Annotated in this window: 17 protein-coding genes and 2 pseudogenes; 14 read left to right on the forward strand and 5 right to left on the reverse strand. The window is 40.0% G+C overall.

What is annotated here, in order from left to right; all coding sequences use genetic code 11:
* Window positions 1–43 precede the first annotated feature (43 nt).
* Window positions 44–2,509, reverse strand: coding sequence for an AsmA-like C-terminal domain-containing protein (locus CYP26_RS07365; RefSeq protein WP_103630953.1), 2,466 nt, complete (start codon window positions 2,507–2,509; stop codon window positions 44–46).
* A gap of 73 nt (window positions 2,510–2,582) precedes the next feature.
* On the opposite strand from CYP26_RS07365, the gene mltG reads away from it, so the two are divergent.
* From mltG to sdhE, 11 genes are all read left to right on the forward strand, one after another.
* Entirely contained in the window at window positions 2,583–3,527 is a 945-nt protein-coding gene (mltG, locus tag CYP26_RS07370; RefSeq protein WP_103630929.1) for an endolytic transglycosylase MltG, read from the forward strand.
* Between the two features lie 63 nt (window positions 3,528–3,590).
* The gene (locus CYP26_RS07375) at window positions 3,591–5,765 is read left to right on the forward strand and encodes an NADP-dependent isocitrate dehydrogenase (RefSeq protein ID WP_103630930.1); all 2,175 of its coding nucleotides are present in this window, start codon (window positions 3,591–3,593) and stop codon (window positions 5,763–5,765) included.
* Window positions 5,766–5,768: 3 nt separating this feature from the next.
* Entirely contained in the window at window positions 5,769–6,662 is an 894-nt protein-coding gene (locus tag CYP26_RS07380; protein ID WP_103630931.1) for a lactate/malate family dehydrogenase, read from the forward strand.
* Between the two features lie 8 nt (window positions 6,663–6,670).
* Window positions 6,671–6,982 carry a 4Fe-4S dicluster domain-containing protein gene (locus CYP26_RS07385; protein WP_103630932.1) on the forward strand — a complete coding sequence of 104 codons (312 nt, stop codon included), beginning with the start codon at window positions 6,671–6,673 and terminating at the stop codon, window positions 6,980–6,982.
* Window positions 6,979–8,109, forward strand: a complete 1,131-nt coding sequence (locus CYP26_RS07390; protein ID WP_103630933.1) for a 2-oxoglutarate synthase subunit alpha — start codon at window positions 6,979–6,981, stop codon at window positions 8,107–8,109. The genes CYP26_RS07385 and CYP26_RS07390 overlap by 4 nt, the downstream gene beginning before the upstream one ends.
* A complete protein-coding gene (locus tag CYP26_RS07395; RefSeq protein ID WP_103630934.1) occupies window positions 8,099–8,944 on the forward strand; it encodes a 2-oxoglutarate ferredoxin oxidoreductase subunit beta in 846 nt (281 codons plus the stop codon). Before CYP26_RS07390 ends, CYP26_RS07395 begins: the two co-directional genes overlap by 11 nt.
* Complete coding sequence (locus CYP26_RS07400) at window positions 8,941–9,492, forward strand: 2-oxoacid:acceptor oxidoreductase family protein (protein WP_103630935.1); 552 nt, start codon at window positions 8,941–8,943, stop codon at window positions 9,490–9,492. The genes CYP26_RS07395 and CYP26_RS07400 overlap by 4 nt, the downstream gene beginning before the upstream one ends.
* Window positions 9,493–9,531: 39 nt before the next feature.
* Window positions 9,532–9,954, forward strand: a complete 423-nt coding sequence (locus CYP26_RS07405; protein WP_103630936.1) for a heat-shock protein — start codon at window positions 9,532–9,534, stop codon at window positions 9,952–9,954.
* A gap of 428 nt (window positions 9,955–10,382) precedes the next feature.
* Complete coding sequence (gene sdhA, locus CYP26_RS07410) at window positions 10,383–12,221, forward strand: 8-methylmenaquinol:fumarate reductase flavoprotein subunit (protein ID WP_103630937.1); 1,839 nt, start codon at window positions 10,383–10,385, stop codon at window positions 12,219–12,221.
* 9 nt (window positions 12,222–12,230) lie between these two features.
* The gene (sdhB, locus tag CYP26_RS07415; protein WP_103630938.1) at window positions 12,231–13,196 is read left to right on the forward strand and encodes an 8-methylmenaquinol:fumarate reductase iron-sulfur subunit; all 966 of its coding nucleotides are present in this window, start codon (window positions 12,231–12,233) and stop codon (window positions 13,194–13,196) included.
* 2 nt (window positions 13,197–13,198) lie between these two features.
* Window positions 13,199–14,056, forward strand: coding sequence for an 8-methylmenaquinol:fumarate reductase membrane anchor subunit (gene sdhE, locus CYP26_RS07420; RefSeq protein ID WP_103630939.1), 858 nt, complete (start codon window positions 13,199–13,201; stop codon window positions 14,054–14,056).
* 140 nt (window positions 14,057–14,196) lie between these two features.
* Here sdhE and htpG read toward each other — a convergent pair whose 3' ends face one another.
* Window positions 14,197–16,053 carry a molecular chaperone HtpG gene (gene htpG, locus CYP26_RS07425; protein WP_103630940.1) on the reverse strand — a complete coding sequence of 619 codons (1,857 nt, stop codon included), beginning with the start codon at window positions 16,051–16,053 and terminating at the stop codon, window positions 14,197–14,199.
* Window positions 16,054–16,364: 311 nt separating this feature from the next.
* Here htpG and CYP26_RS10695 point away from each other — a divergent pair.
* Both CYP26_RS10695 and CYP26_RS10700 read left to right on the forward strand, forming a co-directional pair.
* Window positions 16,365–17,195: pseudogene (locus CYP26_RS10695) on the forward strand (Cache 3/Cache 2 fusion domain-containing protein); the annotation flags it as partial.
* Window positions 17,196–17,216: 21 nt separating this feature from the next.
* Window positions 17,217–18,272 (forward strand): annotated as a pseudogene (locus CYP26_RS10700) (methyl-accepting chemotaxis protein); the annotation flags it as partial.
* 111 nt (window positions 18,273–18,383) lie between these two features.
* Here CYP26_RS10700 and truD read toward each other — a convergent pair.
* Both truD and CYP26_RS07440 read right to left on the reverse strand, forming a co-directional pair.
* Entirely contained in the window at window positions 18,384–19,508 is a 1,125-nt protein-coding gene (gene truD, locus CYP26_RS07435; protein WP_103630942.1) for a tRNA pseudouridine(13) synthase TruD, read from the reverse strand.
* Complete coding sequence (locus CYP26_RS07440) at window positions 19,486–20,307, reverse strand: thiamine-phosphate kinase (RefSeq protein ID WP_103630943.1); 822 nt, start codon at window positions 20,305–20,307, stop codon at window positions 19,486–19,488. Before CYP26_RS07440 ends, truD begins: the two co-directional genes overlap by 23 nt.
* Before the next feature lie 63 nt (window positions 20,308–20,370).
* Between CYP26_RS07440 and CYP26_RS07445 the strand changes: the two genes are divergently transcribed.
* A complete protein-coding gene (locus CYP26_RS07445) occupies window positions 20,371–21,390 on the forward strand; it encodes a hypothetical protein (protein ID WP_103630944.1) in 1,020 nt (339 codons plus the stop codon).
* A 1,198-nt stretch (window positions 21,391–22,588) separates the two neighbouring features.
* Here CYP26_RS07445 and CYP26_RS07450 read toward each other — a convergent pair.
* Window positions 22,589–22,814 (reverse strand): hypothetical protein (locus tag CYP26_RS07450; protein ID WP_219809008.1); only part of this gene is annotated, 226 nt, incomplete at its 5' end.

Here is a 22,814-nt window from a genome sequence, read left to right on the forward strand (position 1 = left end):
CCGCAATTATACTAAACAATAATTATTTTTTGCTTAACACTTTTTACTCAAATATCAAAAACGGAGCTTGCAGGACGTTTCTTATTATCTTTAGTGGCGAGAGTAGGGCGTCTTGCAATATCTGCGTCGAGTACTCGGGCTTTTCGGTCGTGCCACGTATGGCGATGACGGTTGAGAGCGAGCGGTCTTTGCCAAGGATGATTTGGTTGATAAGCGGGATCTTGTCGATGATGCCGCTTGCGTCTTTTAGTATCTTTAGCTCAAGGTCGATGTTTATCTTTTTACTCTTTAGATCGATCGTGCCACGTCCGCCGATATCTGCGCTCGTGCCTATCATCTCAATCGCTAAAAACTCGATCACGTCGCCCTTTCTAGTAAGTAAAATTTTGCCGTTTTTAACAGTAAAACCCTTGTCATTAAAGTCAGGCGTTTTAAAGCTAAGAAGCGATGGCACCGAGTTTAAAAAGCTTAAAAGCCTTTGATAAAAGATGTAGTCTTTTAGATAGGTGCCAAAAAATCTCACCTCAGCCTTGAAATTTTTAGAGCTCTCCCCAAGCATTTTTAGGCGAAATTTACCGCCCTCAAAGCTCTTGAGACCAAAAAGGTCGTTGATAAACTCGCCACTTATATCAGTTGCGTCTAAATTTATGCTTTTCTCATCGCTAAAATATCCAACTCTGCCTTGCTTTGCCAGTCCATTTAGCGAGGTGCTTTTACCCTTTTTTTCGGCGCTAAAGCTGGTAAATGGCAAGGTTTTGTTTAAATCTTGTAAAATGATGTCGCCATTTTTAGCAAAGAGCTCAAGCGGCGTGCTTTGCTCTTTTGTGCTGTTGTCATCAAGTACAAGCAAATTTAGGTCGTTGCTCTTAGCCTCTATGCCCTTTTCAGCGATGTTTAAAGAGAGTTTTTTGCTTGCACTTTGCACTTTTACGCCAGCCTTTGAGACCGTGATCAAAAAGTCGTCACTATCATATTTTGAGCCATTTTTATCTAAAAACGGCATGTCAAATTTAAGCCCTTTTGCCAAAATTTCAAGATTAGTAAAGTCCTTGCTTTTTATGCTCACATCTTCAAAGCCAAGCACGCCATTTTGCTTTAAAAGTGGGGAGTTTTGCATGATAAATTCGCTATTTTTCGTAGCTATCACGCTCTCATCGCCAAATCTTAAATTTAACCCAAATGGCTCAATGCTAAGCGTCGTTTCGCTTGGCTTGCTAAAGTCAAGAAGTGCAGTAAATGGCTCATTTTTAAAGGCTAAAATTTCATCATTTTTCTCTTTTAGATCAAAGCTTTCTATGACGCCTTTTATCTCGCCAGTACTTTTTTGTAAATTTATGTCTGCTTTCGCATTTGCTCTGAAAAAGTCAAGCCCAAAGCCGCTTGCATCGATGTTTAGCACCGAAGTATTTACAAGCTTTACAAGGGCGCTTTTAGCGTTAAATTTACTCCCAGCGATATCTAAAACTGCGTCACTTATCTTAAAATCGCCATTTGCGATGACGCTTTTTTCATCAAAATTCTCTAAGCTTTTCTCGTCAAGTTTTATCAAAATTTTTAAGCTAGCGTCCATTTTGCCGCTTAACTGCTTAACTGGCACGTTGATCTTATAAGCTCTTAGTATCTCATTTATTGCCTCATCGTAAATGGAATTTGTCTTTATAAATAGCTCTAAATTTGCGCTCTTTTCATCAAAGATATTGTTGATCGTGACGTTTGAGCCATCAAGCTTTTTGCCCTTATAAACAGGTGCTGTAAGGTCAAATTTAAGCGTTGAGTTATTAAGTGTGATATTTGCCTCAGCGACATTTACGGCTGGCAAGCCTTTATCAAATTTAACAAGTAAATTTTTGGCATTTGCAGTCGCATTTAGCTCGTTTAGATAAAAGTCGTTTTTGGCTAGATCAGCCTTGCCGTTTATCTCGTTTAGGTGGTAGTCATCAGCCACGATGTAGCCATATATCCAGTTTTTAACCTCGCTGTTTAAGTGTATGCGGCTATCAAGCTCAGCGATGAAGTCCTTGATGCTGCCAGCATTTACGTCATAGGCTTTGTAGGTTAAAAGCGTATCTTTTAAGGCAAAGCTAAGCTTGCCATTTAGCTCGTGCGAGGTGAAATTTCCATCAAATTTATAATCATCCTTGTCAAAATTTGCACTGCCTTCGCCGCTAATGCTTACGTTAAAATCTTTAAGGCTTAAATTTCTTACTATGAAGCGATCGACGCCATTTTGTTGCTCGTTTTGAAATTTGATATCGATGTTTAGATAAGGGCTATCGACGAAAAATATATCATCTAAAAATAAAATTTTGATCTTAAAATCATCGCCGATTTGCACGCTCTCAAGTGAAATTTCTTGAAAAAATGTGTCAAGATAGTCCACACCCTGACTAAGGTTTAAAAGCTGCTTGTCGCTGGCTTTTTGCTCTGCGTTTTGTTTAAATTTAGGTAGCTTGATCTGCTTTGCTCTTACAATTATTTTTTTATCTAACTTTATATATAATTGCTCCAATTTTACGCCGTAAAACTCGAAATCGTTAATTTTTATGCCGTATTTTAAAAGCAAAAGAAGCGAAAGAATCAAAATGATAAAAAATTTTATAAAAAAGCCGTATCTGGATATTTTCTTTGATATCGTACTCATCGTTGTCCTAAGCGTATTTGTTTATTTGGCACGCCCCATAAACACGAGCAAAGTCGTCTTTGTGCCAAAGGGAAGTGTGGGCGAAATTATATCTTATTTAGCTAATCGCAACTTTAACTTAAGTGCGATCGACAAGTACGCCATGCGCTTCATCGGCTCGCCTCAGTCAGGCTGGATCGAGATAGGCAAAGATAAAATTTCAAGGATTGATTTTTTAAAAAAACTTGCTAAAGCAAAGGCTGCGATGACCGAGATCACGCTCATACCTGGTGAGACTACGATCGTTTTTTTAAACCAGATCGCTGCCCAGCTAGGACTTGACGGAGCTAAACTAAATAGCGAGTATAATGCCCTTGCGCCAGTGAGCGATGGCTTTTTAATGCCAAATACCTATAAAATTCCAATAGGCATCAGCGAAAGACATCTAGCATATTACCTTGTAAATTCATCTAAAAAGGCACAAAGCGAGATCAGCAGGAAAATTTTTGGCGAATACAACGAGAAAAAGTGGTTTAAAATTTTAACCATCGCCTCTATCATCCAAAAAGAGGCCGCAAATGACGCTGAGATGCCTCTTGTCGCTTCAGTCATCTACAACCGCCTAGATAAGGGCATGAGACTGCAGATGGACGGCACGCTAAACTACGGTATCTACTCGCACGATGTGATCACAGCTGAGCGCATAAGAAGCGATATGAGCGAGTTTAATACCTATCTAAACGACGGCATTCCGCCAAGCCCAGTCTGCTCGGTCTCAATAAGTGCGATAAAAGCGGCGATAAACCCTGCAAAGAGCGATTATTTATACTTTGTGCTTGATAAAAAGGCGAAAAAGCACATTTTTTCAAAAACATTAAGCGAGCACAATCAAAATATCGCAAAATAGGGCTAAAATACAACTAGCTTTAATAAAAAACGTGATAAATTTCAAAAAATCAAAAGGGCTAAAATGAGTGATATTATCTGGACTAAAACCGACGAAGCACCGCTATTTGCGAGCTACTCTCTCTTTCCTATCGTTAAGAGCTTTTTATCCCGCGCTGGCATTAGCATAACAAGGGCTGATATCAGCTTAGCAGGGCGAATTTTATCTCTTTTTAGCAAAGAGCTTGGGCTAAATAAGGCCGATGAGCTAGAACTTTTGGGTGAGCTAACCGCGCACAAAGAGGCAAATATCATAAAACTACCAAACATCTCAGCCACGCTCGTTCAGCTAAAAGCGGCAATTGATGAGCTAAGAAACAAGGGGATAAACGTGCCATTTTATCCGGACGAGATCATCACAGACTACGACGAAGAGGTCGCTAAAAAATATGCAAAAGTGCTAGGAAGTGCTGTTAATCCAGTGCTAAGACAAGGAAACTCAGACAGAAGAGTCTTGCCACCAGTTAAAGAATTTGCCAAAAAGCATCCGCACAGCAACGGCAGCTGGGATAAGGCAAATAAAACTAAAATTTGCTACATGCAAAAGGGCGATTTTTATGAAAATGAGCGCTCAATCATCGCAGAAAAAGATGAGAAATTTTATATAAATTTTATAAATTTAGATGGCAAAAAAGAGCTTTTAAAAGAGCTTGCTGTCCAAAGTGGCGAGATCGTAGATGCTACCTTTTTAAGTGCAGATGAGCTAGATAAATTTTATGAAAGCTGTTTTGACGAGGCAAAAAAAGAGAATTTTACCTTGAGCTTACATCTAAAATGCACGATGATGAAGGTTAGTGACCCGGTTATCTTTGCGCATGCGATAAAGAGTTATTTTAAAGAGGTTTTTGAGCTATTTGGTGATGAGTTTAAAGCTAGTGGCGTTGAGGCAAAAAACGGCTTAAAAGATATGTTTTCTAAAATTTCAACTCTTAAAAATAAAGATGAAATTTTGGCTAAATTTGATGAAATTTTGAGCAAAAAAGCAAAAATTTGGGCACTAAATGAAAATGCCAGCAACTTTGACGTGCCAAATGACGTTATTATCGACGCCTCAGTGCCTGCGCTTATTAGAAACTCTGGCAAGGTAAAAGACAGAAGTGGCGAGCTAAATTTCTCACTTTGTATGATCCCAGATAGAACCTACGCTAGGGTTTATGAGGCCTGTGTGGCGGACTTTAAGGAGCATGGTGCGCTTGATGTGAGTAAGATAGGCAGTGTGGCAAACGTGGGACTCATGGCTAAAAAGGCCGAGGAGTATGGCAGCCACGATAAGACTTTCATCGCAAAAGAGGACGGAGAATTTGTAGTTTTTGATGAGGCGGGGCAGAGCGTCTTTAAATTTAGCGTTAAAAGTGGCGATATTTTTAGGATGACGCAGGCAAAGGATGATGCGATAAATGCGTGGTTTGAGCTTGCTTTAAAAAGAGGCGAAATTTCAAAAGATGAGCTTATATTTTGGCTAGATAGTAGCCGTGCTCACGATAGAAATTTGATAGCTAAATTTGAAAAATTTAGAGATAAATTTACTAACGCTGGCGTGAAATTTGAAATTTTAAACTACGAGCAAGCAACTAAAAAATCGCTTGAAGCAATAAGAGCTGGCAAAGACGTCATAGGTGTAACTGGCAATGTTTTAAGAGACTATCTAACCGATCTTTTCCCGATATTTGAGCTAGGTGGCAGCTCTAAAATGCTCTCAGTCGTGCCGCTACTTGCTGGTGGAGCGATGTTTGAGACAGGAGCTGGTGGAACGGCTCCGACACTTGTAAAAGAGCTAAAAGAGAAAAATCACCTACTTTGGGACAGCCTTGGCGAGTTTTTAGCACTTAGTGCTTCGCTTGAACATCTAGCGTTTTTTAGGCAAAAAAAAGAGGCAAAAGAGCTAAGTGATGCGCTAAATAGAGCAGTTGCTAGCTATCTTGATGAAAACAAAACGCCAAATGCTACTCTTGATACTAGAGAGTCGCACTTTTATCTAGCGCTTTTTTGGGCGAGAGAGATGGCAAAAAGTGGCGGAATTTTAAGCAAAATTTTTGAAAATTTAGCCAAAGAGCTAGAAAAAAATGAGACCGAAATTTTAAAAGAAATCAGAGGAAATAACAGTGCAAGCGCGGAATTTGGCGGATACTACCTGCCAGACGAAGCAAAGGCAAATGAGGTCATGAGACCAAGTGAAATTTTAAATAAAATAATAGGATAGAAGATGAAAATAAGTGTAGTTGGAGCTGGAAACGTCGGTGCTAGCATAGCTTATGCGCTTTGCATGAGAGAGCTTTGCGATGAGATCGCGCTTATGGATATATTTGGCGATGTGGCACGTGCAAAGGCGATCGACCTAGCTCAGTCAAGCTGTGTCTTTAACGCAAAAACTAGCGTTTGTGGTGGCGATGATTTTGTACTTATTGAGGGCAGTGACATCGTCATAGTCACAGCTGGAAGCCCAAGAAAAGAGGGTCAAACCAGAGAAGATCTGCTACTTAAAAACGCCGTTGTCGTAAAACAAACTGCGCAAAAGATAGCTGAATTTGCCAAAAACGCAGTGATAATAGTCGTCACAAATCCGCTTGATGTGATGGTCTGGACGGCACATAAATTTAGTGGTTTTAGCAAAAACAAAGTGATCGGCATGGCTGGTGAGCTAGATAGCGCAAGGTGCAGATATGAGTTAGCGCTTTTAAAAGATAAGGACGCTAGTAAGCTAAGAGCAAAGATCGTCGGCGCTCACAATGACGAGATGATCGTATCAGCCAGCAATATAAGCGAAAATTTAAATGAAAATGAGCTAGCAATCCTTAAAAAAGAGACAAGCACTGGCGGAGCAAAGATAGTTAAACTGCTTGGCACTTCGGCTTACTACGCGCCAGCGGCTGCAGCTGTGAAGATGTGCGAGATGATCGTCGGTAAGAGTGATGAGATAATAAGCGCTAGCGTGCTAATAGATGATGAGCTAAGCTGCGGCAGGCTAGTAAGGCTCGGACGTGATGGCTTAAAAGAAATTTTAGAGCTAAATTTAGACGAAGACGAGCAAGAGCAACTAAACAAAAGTGAAGCTGAAATTAGAAAAAATATCAAATTTTTAAAAGAAAACTTAGAGTAGGAAGATATATGATCGTAAAAGAAAATGCCCCAGTTTGGGTCGATGAGAGCAGGTGTAAGGCCTGTGATGTCTGCGTTAGCTACTGCCCAGCAGGCGTGCTAGGCATGAGGCTTGAGCCAAAGGCGGTGCTTGGCAAGATGATAGAGGTGGTCTATGCTGACTCATGCATAGGATGCCGTGACTGCGAGCTTCACTGTCCTGATTTTGCCATTTATGTGGCGGAAAAGGGCTTTAAATTTGCAAAACTAACGCCTGAGAGCAAAGAGCGAGCTGCGGCTGTAAAGGCAAATAAATTTGCCAAGCTTGGAGAGAGCGCATGAGAGAGGTAGTATCAACTGGAAATGCCCTAGTAGCAAGGGCTGCGGTCGAGTGTGGCTGTAACTTCTTTGGCGGATATCCTATTACTCCAAGCAGCGAGATCGCCCACGAGCTAAGCGTGCTTTTGCCAAAACATGGCGGCACATTTATACAAATGGAAGATGAGATAGCTGGCATTTCAGTAGCCCTTGGCGCAAGTGCGAGTGGCGCTAAAGCGATGACTGCAAGTTCAGGGCCTGGAATTTCACTAAAGGCTGAGCAAATAGGCCTTGGCTTTATCGCTGAGATACCGCTTGTCATCGTAAATGTAATGCGCGGCGGCCCTTCAACTGGCCTACCAACCCGCGTCGCACAAGGCGATATCCTGCAGGCTAAAAACCCAACTCACGGCGATGTAAATATGATAGTGCTAGCGCCAAGTAGCCTAGAGGAGTGCTATACGCAAACCGTGCGTGCCTTTAACCTCGCAGCTAGGTTTATGACGCCAGTTATGCTGCTGCTTGATGAAACGATAGGTCATATGCAAGCTAGAGTGCGCCTGCCAGAAATCAGCGAGCTTGAAATTTATAAAAGAAGAGAATTTAGCGGCGAGCCAAAAGAGTATAAACCATACGAGGCGGCACCTGACGAGCCAGCCACGCTAAATCCTTTCTTTAAAGGCTATCACTACCACATAACTGGACTTCATCACGGCGCCACTGGCTTTCCAACAGAAGATGGTAAGATCGTTGAAAACTCGATGAATAGGCTATTTGATAAGATAAATTTACACACTGACGAGTGCGAGAAATTTGAAGAATTTATGCTAAATGACGCTGAAATTTGCATCATCGCTTTTGGTAGTGTGGCTCTCTCAGCTAAGCAAGCGATATTAAATTTACGTGAAAAAGGGCTAAAAGTAGGGCTATTTAAGCCACTCACACTTTTTCCAGCTCCAGTTAAAAAGTTAAAAGAGATCTCGAACAAATTTAGCAAAATTTTAGTCTGCGAGCTAAATTTAGGTCAATATAGCGGCGAAATTTCAAAGATCATCTTAAGAGATGACTTTGCAAAACTGCTAAAAGCAAATGGCAGACCGATAAGCCCAAGCGAGATCGAGGCGAAGATAGGAGAAATTTATGGCTTTTAATTACGATAAATATTTACGAACAGATAAAATGCCTACTCTTTGGTGCTGGGGCTGTGGCGACGGCGTCATACTAAAGGCTCTCATCCGTGCGATCGACACGATGGGCTGGGATATGAACGACGTTTGCGTAGTTTCAGGCATAGGCTGCTCTGGTCGCTTTAGCGGATATCTAGACTGCAACACCATCCATACGACTCACGGCAGAGCCGTAGCCTACGCCACTGGCGTAAAGATGGCAAACCCGGATAAACACGTCATCGTAGTAACTGGCGACGGCGACGGACTGGCGATCGGAGGCAACCACACGATACATGGATGCCGCCGAAATATCGGGCTAAATCACATCCTAATAAACAACTTCATATATGCACTTACAAACTCGCAAACCAGCCCAACCACGCCAAAGGGCATGTGGACGGTCACAGCGCAATACGGCAACATCGATCCTAGCTTTGACGCCTGTAAGCTCGCAACCGCAGCAGGTGCTAGCTTTGTCGCGCGTGGTAGCGTCATCGAGCCAGAGAAGCTTACAAAGCTCTTTGTAGAGGGCTTTAGCCACGATGGATACAGCTTTTTTGATGTATTTTCAAACTGCCACATAAATTTAGGTCGCAAGAACAAAATGGGTGAGGCGGTGAAAAATTTAGAGTGGATAAAAGGCCGCACGATGAGCAAGGTCAAATTTGACATGCTAAGTGACGAAGAGAAAGAGAGCATTTTCCCACTTGGCGTGCTACATAAAGATGATGAAAAGATAGAATACACCAAGGCTTACGACAAGGTAAGAAGGGCTGCTATGAACAATGAAGCGATAGATTTTAAGGAGCTAGCATGAAGTCACAATTAAGATTTGTCGGCGTTGGCGGACAGGGCGTCATACTAGCAGGCGAGATCCTCTCAGCTGCCAAGATAAAAGCAGGCGGATACGGCGTCAAGGCATCTACCTACACATCTCAGGTGCGTGGCGGCCCAACGAAGGTCGATATCATACTTGATGAGAAGGAAATTTTATACCCTTATGCAAACGAGGGTGAGATAGAATTTATGCTAGCAACTGCGCAGATAAGCTACAACGCCTTTAAAAGTGGCGTGAAAGAGGGTGGCGCGATCGTTGTCGAGCCAAATTTGGTAAAAGTAAGCGATGAAGACAAAAAGCGCTGGAAAATTTATGAAATTCCTATCATCTCTATCGCAAAAGACGAGGTTGGTAACGTCATCACTCAAAGCGTCGTAGCCCTTGGTGTGGCTGTGGCGATGAGTGGGTGCATGGATGAAAATTTAGTGCGTGAAGAGATGCTAGCAAGCGTGCCAGCTAAAGTTAAAGAGGCAAATGCTAAAGCTTACGAGCTAGGCCTAAAATACGCAAAAGAGCTTTTAAAATAAATTTTTGGCTAAATTTAAATTTAGCCAAAACCTCACAATATGGATCAGATAAAACTAGAAAATTTCCGCAAAGAACATGGCTTTGATATGCCTATTATTAGGAGCTTGTCGGCTGGTGAGTGCTTAAAGATAAGAGAGAATTTGCTTCATAAATTTAGCCTAGATGATGTAGATGAGTTTTTTAAGATAGATAAATTTAGCAGGCTTGATGGCTTTAATGCCGACGAAGAAAATTTTGATCTCAAGGCTGTTTTTAGCAAGCTTAACATCGCCACACCAAATGAAATTTGCATAAATTTTAATAAATTTGAGAGCATTGATATTTTGTATTTTGATGACCTTTCTAAATTTTTTAGCGATATCTGGTATCCATCGCTTGATGACATTGAGATATTTGATATAAATTTAAGCTTTATTTTCTCAGTCAGACACTACGGGGCTATCTATCATTTTACTTTCTAACTATCAAAAATTTACAAATTTATATGTTTTTTGATAATCATACGATTTTTATCTCATTTAAATTTATTAGTTTTAATTATTTATTTAGTTTTAAGAAATATCCTCAAAGATATGTAGAATTGGCTATTTTATAACATTTTATCTATTTTCATTAATATATTGCAAGATAATATTATTTTTATCTTTATCAAAATAATAAATTTATAAGTAGTAGCTACAAATACGATAAAATGGTCTTTTACTAAATGATTTTAGCTATCAAATCTCACTATACAACCTAAAATAAATTCTTATGTTTCTTTTAAGTAAATTTTATGTAAAGTTACATCATTAATTTTTTAATTAATCTATTTGTTTTAAAAAATATTAAGAAATGAACTGGCGGTGCGTCTTAACGCTAATAAACTTATTAAAATAGGAAGTTATCAATGAGTGAAAAATTTACCAGAAGAGAATTTCTACAAAGCGCCTGTATCAGCGTAGGTGCGCTAGCTACAACAGCTGGTGCGACCAATGTTTTTGCTGGCGAGTTGCCAAAGGGCAATGAAAATGGCTTGCCATCTGTTGATGTGCTAATAATCGGCTCTGGCGGTGCAGGACTTCGTGCAGCAACAGCCGTTCGCAAACAAAACCCAAATTTAACAGTCGTAGTTGCCACAAAGATGATGCCATCACGCAACGCAACCTGTATGGCAGAGGGTGGTATAAATGGCGTTACTGACTTTAGCAATGGCGACAGCTTCAAGCTTCACGCCTACGACACCGTAAAAGGTGCAGCTTATCTTGCTGATCAAGATGCAGTTGTGAAATTTTGCGAAGCAGCAGGCGCAGTCATCCACGAGCTAGACTACAACGGCATGCTCTTTTCTCGTAAAGACAATGGCGATGTGGCATTTCGTTTCATGGGTGGCGCTAGCAAAAAACGCTGTAACTACGCAGCTGATAAAACTGGTCACGTTTTGATGCACGCCTGTCTTGACGACGCTATCACAGCTGGGGTTAAATTTCTAATGGATCACGAGCTACTTGAGATCGGTCTTGAGGATGGCAAGGTTGAAGGCGTCGTTCTTCGCAACATCCAAGATGGTCAAATTTACCCAGTTCTTTGCAAATCTCTAGTCATCGCAACTGGCGGATACACTAGAATTTTCTATAACCGCACTTCAGTTCCATTTATAGCAACAGGCGATGGCATAGCTGCTGCGCTTAAAGTAGGTCTTGGTTTTGAAGACCCTGAGATGCTTCAGTTTCACCCAACTGGCGTTCAAAATGGCGGTACACTTATCACAGAGGCAGCTCGCGGTGAGGGTGGTTACTTGTTAAACAACAAGGGCGAGCGCTTTATGAAAAACTATCACGAAAAAATGGAACTAGCTCCTCGTGACGTCGTCGCTCGTGCGATCGAGACAGAAATTCGCGAAGGTAGAGGCTTTGGCGAGGGTATGAGCGCTTATGTACTTTGTGATGTTCGCCACCTTGGCAAAGATACTATTATGAAAAAGCTTCCAAAAATTCGCCACACAGCGATGCTTTTCCAAGACATCGACCTAGTCGAGCAACCAGTGCCTATCCGCCCAACAGCTCACTACTCAATGGGTGGCATAGAGGTAGCTAAATTTGATGATATGAGCACAAAAATTCCCGGAATTTATGTAGGTGGTGAGGCTTCATGTGTATCTATCCACGGCGCAAACCGCCTTGGCGGAAACAGCCTAACTGACGCAGTTGTAACTGGCGATCTAGCTGGCAAAGGTGCTGGTGTTTATGCTCAAAATGCAAAATTTGCAAGCGGCAAGAAAACTTCTGAGCTAGCAAAAATGTGGCAGGATAAATTTAAATCTATCGCAACAGGCGAGGGCGGCGTAAATGATATGTACGCACTTCGTGAAGAGCTTGGTAAAAACAACTGGGATCTAATGGGTATCTTTAGAACTGGTGCAAAACTAGACCAACTCTCTAAAAACCTAGAAGCCATCCAAGCAAAATATGATACCATCAAAGTGCCAAATCAAAATCCAGTCATGAACACAGCATTTACTGACTACGTCGAGCTTGGCAACCTTATACTTCTTTCTCGTGCAGCATGTCTTGCAGCGCAAAATCGTCTTGAGAGCCGTGGCGCTCACACAAGAGAGGACTATCCAAAAAGAGATGATGTAAATTTCTTAAAACACAGCATAGTCACACTAAAAGACGGCAAGTTGGAGCTTGGCTACAAAGATGTTGTGACAGGCATATTTTCACTTGACGGCAAGAAGCCAGAGTAAGGAGCTAGGATGAAAATTATTATCGACCGTTTTGACGGAACTAAAAAATATGAATCAACTTATGAGCTAACAAATGAAGAGGTCAAAGGCAAAACTCTTTTAACAGTGCTTTTTGATATCAAACAAAAAAAGGATGCGACATTAAATTTTACAGCATCTTGTCGCTCAGCGATATGCGGTGCGTGCGCTGTTAGAGTAAATGGTCACTCATATCTAGCTTGCGACACAAAGATGAATGAGCTTTTGGCTGAGTACGACAACCCAGATACTATTAGAATTTCACCACTTGGAAATTTCAAGGTTATCTCAGACCTTATGGTGGATTGGGAGCCAAGTATAGAAAATTTACGCAAGATCAAACCTAGCATCACTGCTAAGTCAGAATTTAGCGCAGAAAAAGGCTGTAAGCAAAGTCAAAAAGAGTACGACAAAGTCGCACTTGAATGGGACTGCATACTTTGTGGTGCGTGTGCTAGCGAGTGCAATAAGCTTGAAGCAGATGCAAGTGATTATATGCAGCCGTTTGTATTTGTTCATGCTTATAGAGCCGCTTTTGACTCACGTAGCAAAGATCCTATGCCACACCTAAAGCCAGCTATCGACAACGGACTTTGGATGTGTGTAAAGTGCCAAGAGTGTGCTGACCGCTGTCCAAAAGGCATAAGCGCATGCGGTGACATAACTGATCTTCGTATCATGGCTATACAAAAAGGCTTTAATGAGGGCATGGGACCAGATCACGCTGAGGCATTCTTAACTGATCTGGTTGATGGCTCAGGCAGACTAAATGAGATCAAGCTTGCACTTCGTTCAGAAGGCGTTATCAAAAATATGGGCAAAATGGATATCGCGGCAAATTTAATGCTCGCAGGCAAGATGAATCCACTTCATATTTTTGGTGAAGAGGATATTGAAGGACATGATGATCTAGTAAAAATGATAAATGCGGCTCGCAAAGCTGCTAGTAAGGAGTAACTATGCAAAACGAATTCGCTTTTTTCCCAGGATGCGTACTCTCTCAAGCAGCTAAAGAGGCTAAGATGTCGCTTGAGGCTATCGCTCCAGTACTTGGCTGGAAGCTTCACGAGATAAAGGGCTGGAGCTGCTGTGGGGCCCAACAAGCACAAGACGTCGATCCCATCGCTGCACTTGTGGCAAACGCTAGAAATATAGCGCTTGCAGAGCAGACGAATATGCCAATGCTAACAACATGTTCAACCTGTATGCTAACTCTAACAAGAGCTAAAAGCACGCTTGATAAGGGCGCAAAAGATCGTATCAATACCTTTTTGGCTGAAGGCAATATGAAATATAACGGCTCAACCGAGATCACAAGCCTTCTTTGGGAGCTTTATCAAAATGTCGATACGCTAAAAGCAAAGGTTGTTAAGCCACTTAGCGGCCTAAAAGTAGCGCTATTTTACGGCTGCCACAGCCTAAGACCTGAAAAAGATCTGCACAATAGAGAAAGCTCAGTCAATCCAAAGAGCTTTGAAACTGTTGTAAGCGCACTTGGTGCTACTATCGTGCCATTTGAGAAAAGACTTGACTGCTGCGGCTTTCACGCAAGCTATCCAGCTGGAAAATCAGTAAGAAAAATGTCAAGCCAGATCGTAAATAACGCTGATCAAAATGGTGCAGACGTAGTTGTCACTCCATGCCCACTTTGCCAAATGCAACTTGACATCTATCAAGAGAGATATCAAGATGAGAACCACTCAGATGTTAGAAAACCTATCATCCACCTCTCTCAGCTTGTAGGTCTTGCACTTGGTCTATCTGTCGAAGAGCTAGGTCTTGATCTAAATATCATCGACGCTAGCAAGATAGCATAAATTTTATCCCACGTCTTTTGGCGTGGGAAATTTGACTTATACAATTAAATTTTTACTGCAATAAAGACAATAAATAAATATATGAAATTAAAAATTTATAGAAGTAGGTTAAAGCCCAAATTTCTTTGGGCTTACAAATTTTATATAGCTTTTATCATCACTTTTGTTAGAAGTTCTGAAAATTTAGCTGGATTTTCTAGGCTCATACCCTCATTTAGCCTTGCCATATCAAGAAGCAAAGGCGCTATATCATAAACCATCGCCTCGTTTTTCTCAAGTTTGGCAAAAATTTCATGATCAGCATTTATCTCCAAAATCGGCTTAACTTTTGGAGCATTTGCGCCTTGTCCCATCTGTTTTAGCATCTCTTGCATAGCGTAATCAGGGTCGTTTTTATCATATATTAGCACCGCAGCCGAGCTTGAGAGCCTTGAGCTTAGCCTAACGTCTTTAACCTCGTCTTTTAAGATCTCTTTCATCTTAACAAGCGTGTTTGCGACCTTGCTCTCATCGACCTTCTCGTCGTTTTTGATCTCCTCGCTTATATCAGCGTGTGAGACTGATTTTAGAGGTGTTTTGTCAAATTCATTTACCATTGGCATGACGATCGTATCGATCTCTTCATCCATTATTAACACTTCTATGTCGTTTTTCTTAAAGCTCTCAAGAAGCGGCGAATTTCTTAGCATATTTTCATTGTTGCCGCTGATGTAGTAGATAGATTTTTGATCCTCTTTCATCGCCTCTTTGTACTCTTTTAGGCTGATAAGTCCATCTCTTTTTGAGCTTTTAAATAGGCAAAGATCCAAAATTTGCTCTTTTTCAGCGTTAAAGCCATAAAGTCCCTCTTTTAAAACCTTGCCAAATAGTTTATAAAATTTTATGTATTTTTCGCGGTCGTTATCTTTTACTTTTACAAGTTCGCTTAAAATTTTCTTCACGCTTTGCTCTTTAACGTTTCGCATGATCACATTTTCTTGTAAAATTTCACGGCTAACGTTTAGCGGCAGGTCTTCAACGTCGATCACGCCTTTGATAAATCTTAAATACGGCGGCAAAAGCTCTTTTGCATCATCAGTTATAAAAACCCTCTTCACATAGAGCTTCACGCCACTTTGATAATCAACCCTAAAGAGATCAAACGGCTCCGTGCTTGGCACATAAAATAGCGTCGAGTACTCGATCTTGCCCTCAGCCTTTGTGTGGATATAAAGTAGCGGGTCGCTGCTGTCGTGTGAAATTTGCTTATAAAAGTCGTTGTAGTCTTGCTCTTTGAGGCTTGATTTGCTTAGTCTCCAAAGCGCATTTGCCTTGTTTATCTGCTCGTTTTTGCTCTCGTATGTGCCTTCTTTTTCGCCTTCTTTTGGCGCAACGTAGCTCTCTTTATCCATAAATATAGGATAAGGGATGTGGTTTGAATACTTTTTGACTATCTCCTCTATGCGCCAAGAATTTGCAAACTCATCGTCGTTTAAATGCAGGATTATATCCGTGCCAAAGCCATCTTTGCTAGCCTCTTCGATCTCGTAGCTTTTTGCGTCAGATGTCCATTTATAGGCCTTCTCGCTTAATGCTCGTTTGCTTATGACTTCGATCTTGCTTGCCACCATAAATGCTGAGTAAAAGCCCACGCCAAACTGGCCGATCAGCGAGCTATCTTTTTTGGCGTCACCGCTTAAGCTTTGCATAAAGCCCTTTGTGCCGCTTCTTGCAATAGTGCCTAAATTTGCTATAAGCTCATCTTTATCCATGCCGATGCCATTGTCGCTGATGGTTAAAATTTTGGCTTTTTCATCGACCTTTATGTCGATCCTTGGGGTGTAGCTTAAGCTTTTATATTTTTCATCGGTCAAGCATAGGTAGTTTAGCTTATCAAGTGCGTCGTTTGAGTTTGATATGAGCTCTCTTAAAAATATCTCTTTGTTTGAGTAAAGAGAGTGGATCATCAAATTTAAAAGGTCATTGACCTCGGTCTGAAATTCAAATTTATCTGCCATTTTCTTTTCCTTTTTTTAAAATTTTTGGCAGATTATAACACAAAGTGATAAAAATATACTTAACCTTGATAGCATTGCTATCAAGGTTTTTAACTTTATTTTTTAAAATTTGTGTTATAAAAGTAATAATTATAAATATAAAATTAATATAAATTTAAAAAATATTATTAAATATGTGTTTTTCTACATTTTTTCATTTAAAATAGGAGTATAATTAATATGAAAAATTAATAGCATGGAGGGATGAGATGAATTTGCGTAGCATCTTAGTCAAGGTTTCAGCGATCATCGCTTTAGTTCTTGCCATTTGTATGGCTTGCTTTGTATTTTTTATATCAAACGTTTTGGAGCGTGAGATCAAAGAGGGGGTAAAAACCACCGTCAGGCAAAATGTTGCACTTGCGATGGACACAGTTGAGCTGTTTGATGAAGATAACGAAGACAATGCAAAACTCTCTATGCATATCTTAAAAGAGGCTTTGGGTAACATAAGAACCACTAGCCAAACCATAAAAACAGAAAATGACGATGCTTTAGAGCTTATCTCAGATAAAATGGGCGTGTTAAATAACAACCACGAGATATCTGATAAGATCAAAAAGCTAACAAACGGCGGTATCCCAACTATCTTTGCAAAATCAGGCAATGAATTTGCTGCTGTCTCTACTTCGCTTTTACTAGATGATGGCAGTAGAGCACTTGGTATGCTAAACAAAACGATATATCCAAAGATGATGAATAAAGAGACGTATGTGGGGCCTCTAAACATTTTTGGTAGAAACTATATGTGTGTCTATGAGCCAGTCGTTCAAAACGGCGAAGTTGTAGCGGTTTTATTTATAGGTTACGACTTCACTGAAGGCTTAGAAGATCTTCAAAAGACAATGGCACAAATGAAGTTAGGTGAGCGTGGCTACTTCTCTATCTTTAATACAAAGACAAATGTCTATGATATCCACCCAAAACTAGCCGGCAAAGCACCAGAAGGTCAGCTAAAAGATGTAGTTGATGACATAGTAAAAACTAAAGAAGGTGTCAAACTCATAAATGTTGATGGAGTTGAGAGAGTGGTTGCATTTGAGCCATTTGACAAGCTTAACTGGATAGTGCTTGGCTCAGCTGTGACAGATGACTTTTTAACACCTCAAAAAGTGGTTAGCAAAAACTTCATCATCGCAAGCATTATAGTTACCTTGCTTCTTATCATAGTATCTATCTTCTTGCTTAAAAAGCTAGTTGCAAATCCTATCGATAGACTAGGAGCAAATTTAAATGCTATAACATCTGACTTTACTCTTAAAATTCCAATCTACGGCAAAGACGAGATAGCTAAAATAAGCAATGATATAAATAACTTCATAGAGCGCATAAGAGTGCTTATAAGCGACACTAAAAACCTTTCAAGCGAAAATAGCTCAGTCGCAAATGAGCTAAGCTCTACCTCACTTCAAACGGGCAAACGCGTAGAAGAATCAACCCAGATTGTTGAAGAGACAAATCAAAGATGTAAGTCTATGCAAGAAAGCATGAAAGAGTCTCTATCTATAGCTCAAGCTGGTAAAGATGATCTTCAAAAGGCAAGCACTCATATAAAAACAGCAACTGACGCTATCAGAGCCCTATCATCTCAGATAGTTGATTCTGCTAATGTTGAAAATCAAATGGCTGGTAAGATCGAGCAGCTTAGCCGTGATGCTGAACAGGTTAAATCAGTCCTTGTTGTTATAAATGACATCGCAGATCAGACAAACCTACTAGCACTTAACGCTGCCATAGAAGCAGCTCGTGCAGGCGAGCATGGACGTGGCTTTGCAGTCGTAGCTGATGAAGTTAGAAAGCTAGCTGAGAGAACTCAAAAATCTCTAACAGAGATAAACGCAACTATCAACGTTATCGTTCAAGCGATAAATGATAGTAGCGAGCAAATGGGTATCAACTCTAAGCAAATTCAAGAGCTAACCCATGTAGCAAGCGACGTTGAAAAGACTATAAATGATATGAGCGAAACGATGAATAATGCCATAGCGATGTCTGATAAGACTATGCAAGACTACATCGCAACTGGCAAGAATGTAAATGAGATCATGGATGGCATCTCAGAGATCAATCAAATTTCATCTGAAAATGCTAGAAGCGTCGAAGAGATAGCTTCTGCAGCTGAACATCTAAATAAGATGACAGACGCGCTAAATACAAAACTAAGTGTCTTTAGAACTTAAGTTTTTACCTCTTAAGCTAATATTTTTAGGTCTAGCTTTGGCTAGACCTTTTTAAATTTAAACTGGCTAAATTTAGCCAGCCACCCTTTTAAATCTATCTTTAAATTTACCCTACTCAAATATATTTTTATGCAAAATTTCTTCTAGCACAACTGTGGCGTATGAGCCCTTTTGAAGTGTGAAATTTAAGCTAAAATGAGCGTTTTCTTCGTTGTATTTGTAGCTTGTATTTTCAAGATACGCCCAGTTAAAGCGCCTTGAGCCAGCGATCTTTGAAGTAAGCGAAAATGCCTCAGCGAAAATTTCATCCTCAAGCTCTTTTGCCACGCCGCTTGCCTCATAGGCCTTTGCTCCGACTATAAGACCAAGGCTCGTGATATCACGCTTAGCAAATCTTTGCGCCTCTTGATCTAAATTTTCACACAAAAAGAGCTTGCCAAATGGATAGTGCCCCAAAACCTCTCCTGGCAAAAGTTTAAAAAAGCTCTCCTGCGCTTTCATCGCCTTTAGATCATCCTTGCTAAAGTTTTTATAAATTTCACCTAGCTCACTTAGGCTAAAGTCGCTTACAAACCTTGAAATTTCGACCCTTTTGCTAAGATAGCGGTTAAAAAGTTCGCTTTGATAGGCTGAGATCAAAAAGTCATTTAGCTTTACATTTTTGCTATTTTTGCCATTTATCGTGCCGTTTTTAAGTAGCTCCAGCCCAGTTGTAGCATTGTCACCAAATTTACCAAAACGCTGATAGCCAAAGTAGTTTGCATAGCCCATTTTATCGATATTAGTAAATGCCTGCTCGAGCTTTTTAGCGCTACTTGGCAGCACCTTTTTTAGGCGGATAAAAAAGCTATTACCCTTTAGATGTCCGATGCGAAGCTTGTTTTTATGCACGTTTAAATTTAAAATTTTCATCTTTTCATGGCTAAAGTTTGCAAGCGCACTCTCAAATTTACGAGGCATTGATATAAACTGCGTCGTCATGCCCTGCTTGTCCTTTAGCCCAGCATAGCCAAAGTCGCGCATTTTTGCCCCTGTAACCTCGCTTAAGGCGTGCAAAGCGTCGCTTGTTGTCATATCTTTTTTAGAAATTTCAACGATCAAATGCTCGCCGTCACCGCTAAATTCATAAAGCGGTATCTCGCGCACGACAAAATCATCTGAATTTTTAGAAAAATATGCCTCGATGGGCGCATGAGTGAGCGCATAGAGCGGCTTAAAAGTGGTGGCTTCTTGCATTTTGTCTTAACCTTTTGTGTGAAATTTTGGCAAAAATCGTGATCTTTGTCCTAGTTTTATCGGCGATCCTTTTTATAGCGCTTAAATTTTTAGGGCTAAAGGTAAATAAAACCTCGTACTCCTCGCCGCTACTAAGCTCAAATTTGCTTAGCTTTTTTGTAAATTTAGCGCCCTTTTTGCTAGCCTTTAAAAGCTTGCCAAGGTCGGTATTTAGCCCGTCTGAGATATCCATGGCAGAATTTAGCAGATGAGCTGCTTTGTAAAAAAATTTATCTCTTAAAACGGGCCTTTTAAAGCGTGAGTTTTTAGAAATTTGAGCTAGTCTTAGAAGCGAATTTAGCCCCTTTTGACTGCCTCCAAGCTTGCCTGTAAATGCAATAAGATCACCAAATTTAGCATTTTTTCTAAGCACAGCCCTGCCCTTTAGCTCGCCGATTACGCTAACGCTTATGTTTAAAATGGGGCTACTTATCGTGTCACCGCCTATTATCTTTACGCCAAACTCCTCGCACGCCCTATTTATGCCCCTAGTTAGCTCACTGATCTGCCGAGGCGTGAAGCTCTTTGGCAGACTAAGCCCAAGAAGGGCAAATTTAGGCTTAGCATTCATCACGATCGTGTCTGAGAAATTTACGATCATCGCCTTGTATCCGATCTCTTCAAGGCTTAGCCAGCCAAGCTTAAAGTGCGAATTTTGCGCAAAAATGTCCTTGCTAAAGACCATTTTGCCGGCAACCGCCGCATCATCGCCGATATATTCGTTACTAAAGCATGCAATCGTAAAATTTTCTTTATCCATTGAGCTATTATAATGAAACTCCTTTTAAATTTAGGATAAAATAAGCCCAAAAAAAGGATACAGATGCAAAGAGTTGAGATTTTTAGATTTGACGCGAAAAGAGATGTTTTGGCATATTTTAAGCCCTATTTTTTAGAGATTTCAGACTTTGCAAACTTAAACGAACTTTTTGCCCACGTAAAGAGCATAGACCCCTACTTTAGCCCATTTGAAGGCTTTGTCAAGGTAAATGGTGTCGTAGTTAGCACCGCCCAACCACTTGCAAATTTAGCTCAAAAATTTAGAGACGAGCTTTGCATAGCTCCGCTTGATGAAAAAAGAGCGGTTTTAGACCTTGCTATAAATGATGATGATTTTTGGGCGAAATTTGAGCCATTTGCTAGCTTTTGTAAAAGAGCTGACAAAGAGCTTTACGCTAGCTTTAAGCCCTATTTTTACGCTGATTTTGTGAGAGAGTATGAGCCAAATTTTATAGGAGCTGCTGCGATAATGCTAGCTCATCATCTTTACAAAAATGAGAAAAACGATGAAATTTTAAAGCTTGTTAGCGCTAAAAACGGCGTTTTAATAGCCTGCGAGCTTGATGACTTGCTCTTTGAAGGTAGCGAAAAATACAACGAGGCGATTAATTTTTTCAAAGAAATTTTAGGCATAAAAGCGACGCAAAAACATGAAAACGAGCTTGAAAAGATAGAAAAACTTAGCAAATTTGAAGAGTTTAAGATAGCCATAAAAGATAAACTGCCCGCAAATTTAAGCAGTCACAGGGCAAATTTTATAGAGCTAGATCTAAAAATTCCTTGTGGATTCGATCTTTTAAAAGTCGATGAAGAGCTAGCTTGCAAGCTTGCTAGCAAGATCATTTTTGCTGCATTTGACAGTGGGGCTGACTTTTTACTAGCTAGCAATGAGGCTGAGTTTCATATCTTTGACACGCTAGCAAAAAAGCTTGAAAAAAGTGCCAACAGAAGCTTGCAAGAGTTTTATGTCTTAAGAGCAAGCGAGCTAATGGCGCTTGAAAATGGCGAGATACCAAGCAGCCTAAAAGAGCATGTTTTGAAGGTCGGCTTGGTAAATTTGTAAGCTGCATCAAAAAACAAGATATAAAAGTCGCCGTAAATGCTAGGCTGGCAGTAAAACGGACAACCGCGCGAGCCTAAAATAACCCAAAAAAAGCACCTTTAAAAAATTAAATAGTCAAGTTACGACCTAACTATTAGATTTTTAAATTTAAGAATTTTAAAACAAGCTTGCAAGGCTACAAAATTTAAATTTCTTTTTTTAAAGCTAGCAAAACTTGTAAATTTAGGTTTATACCAAGGCTATAACACCCAAAAGACAAGACGTCGGTAGCCAAAGGTAAATTTTCAAACTAGACTTGTCAAATTTATGAGCCATTTTTACTAGCCACTTCTAAAAACTATGCTTACATTTGCCTTGCAGTACAAAAACCAAAACAGCAGATGATCTTTAAAAAACTTGATTTAGTAAATTTTTGACCAAATTTCGGCTATATCTAAATTTATAACACCGCTACCTATCGATACAAAAATAGCGCGAGCCTAAAAAACAACCAAGCAGATCGTCATTTAATGGCTTCATCTAGCGAATTTATAAACCAAATTTACTAGCATTATTTTAGGTTTTCTTCTAAATTTGCTTTAAAGCAAAAGACCAGCAGGCAAAGTTTTATATTTCAGTCCAAAGTAAGCACACAGCCTGATTTAAAATGCAATCTATAATTTGCTAGTTTATTTTAAATTCCACAAGCGTACCGTTTAAATTTGATCGCTTGCATCAACTTTTTTAAAAGCAAAAGAATAGCAAGTAAGATTTTATATTTAAACCAAAACCTACCAAAAAATACGACACAGTTTATCTTTAAAAAATCTATAGCTTGCTAATTTTATTCTAAATTCTGCAAGGTCTTTGTTTTAAATTTGATCCAATACGCTAACTCAACTATTTAAAAACTAAAAAATTATTAGCAAAAGTCAGGCAGACAGGCTTTATATTTACATGCAAATTTACCAAAACTGGCACAACACAGCTTTATAAAAAACACGCCCGTAACCTGCTAGCTTTATTAAATTTAAAAGTTTTTATACTTCTAGTTTTTAAATTTAAAAGTTTCTATACTCATCGCAACAGATCAAATTTTAATTTTACCAGCGCACAACTCTAAATTTTATCTCCAATAAAGCAAACTCATATTATTTTACGTAAATTTTTACATATTATTTTTAGTATTTTGATAAATTTTGCAAATTTAGAACAAAATTTAAAAAAGCGGAGGGGCGATAACCAAGCCAACCAAGCCAACCAAGCCAACCAAGCCAACCAAGCCAACCAAGCCAACCAAGCCAACCAAGCCAACCAAGCCAACCAAGCCAACCAAGCCAACCAAGCCAACCAAGCCAACCAAGCCAACCAAGACAACCAAACCAACCAAGCCAACCACGCTCACCACGCCAAACAAGCACACCCAACAAACCACACCACCCACA

It is taken from the genome of Campylobacter concisus, assembly GCF_002913225.1.
Classification (GTDB): domain Bacteria; phylum Campylobacterota; class Campylobacteria; order Campylobacterales; family Campylobacteraceae; genus Campylobacter_A; species Campylobacter_A concisus_J.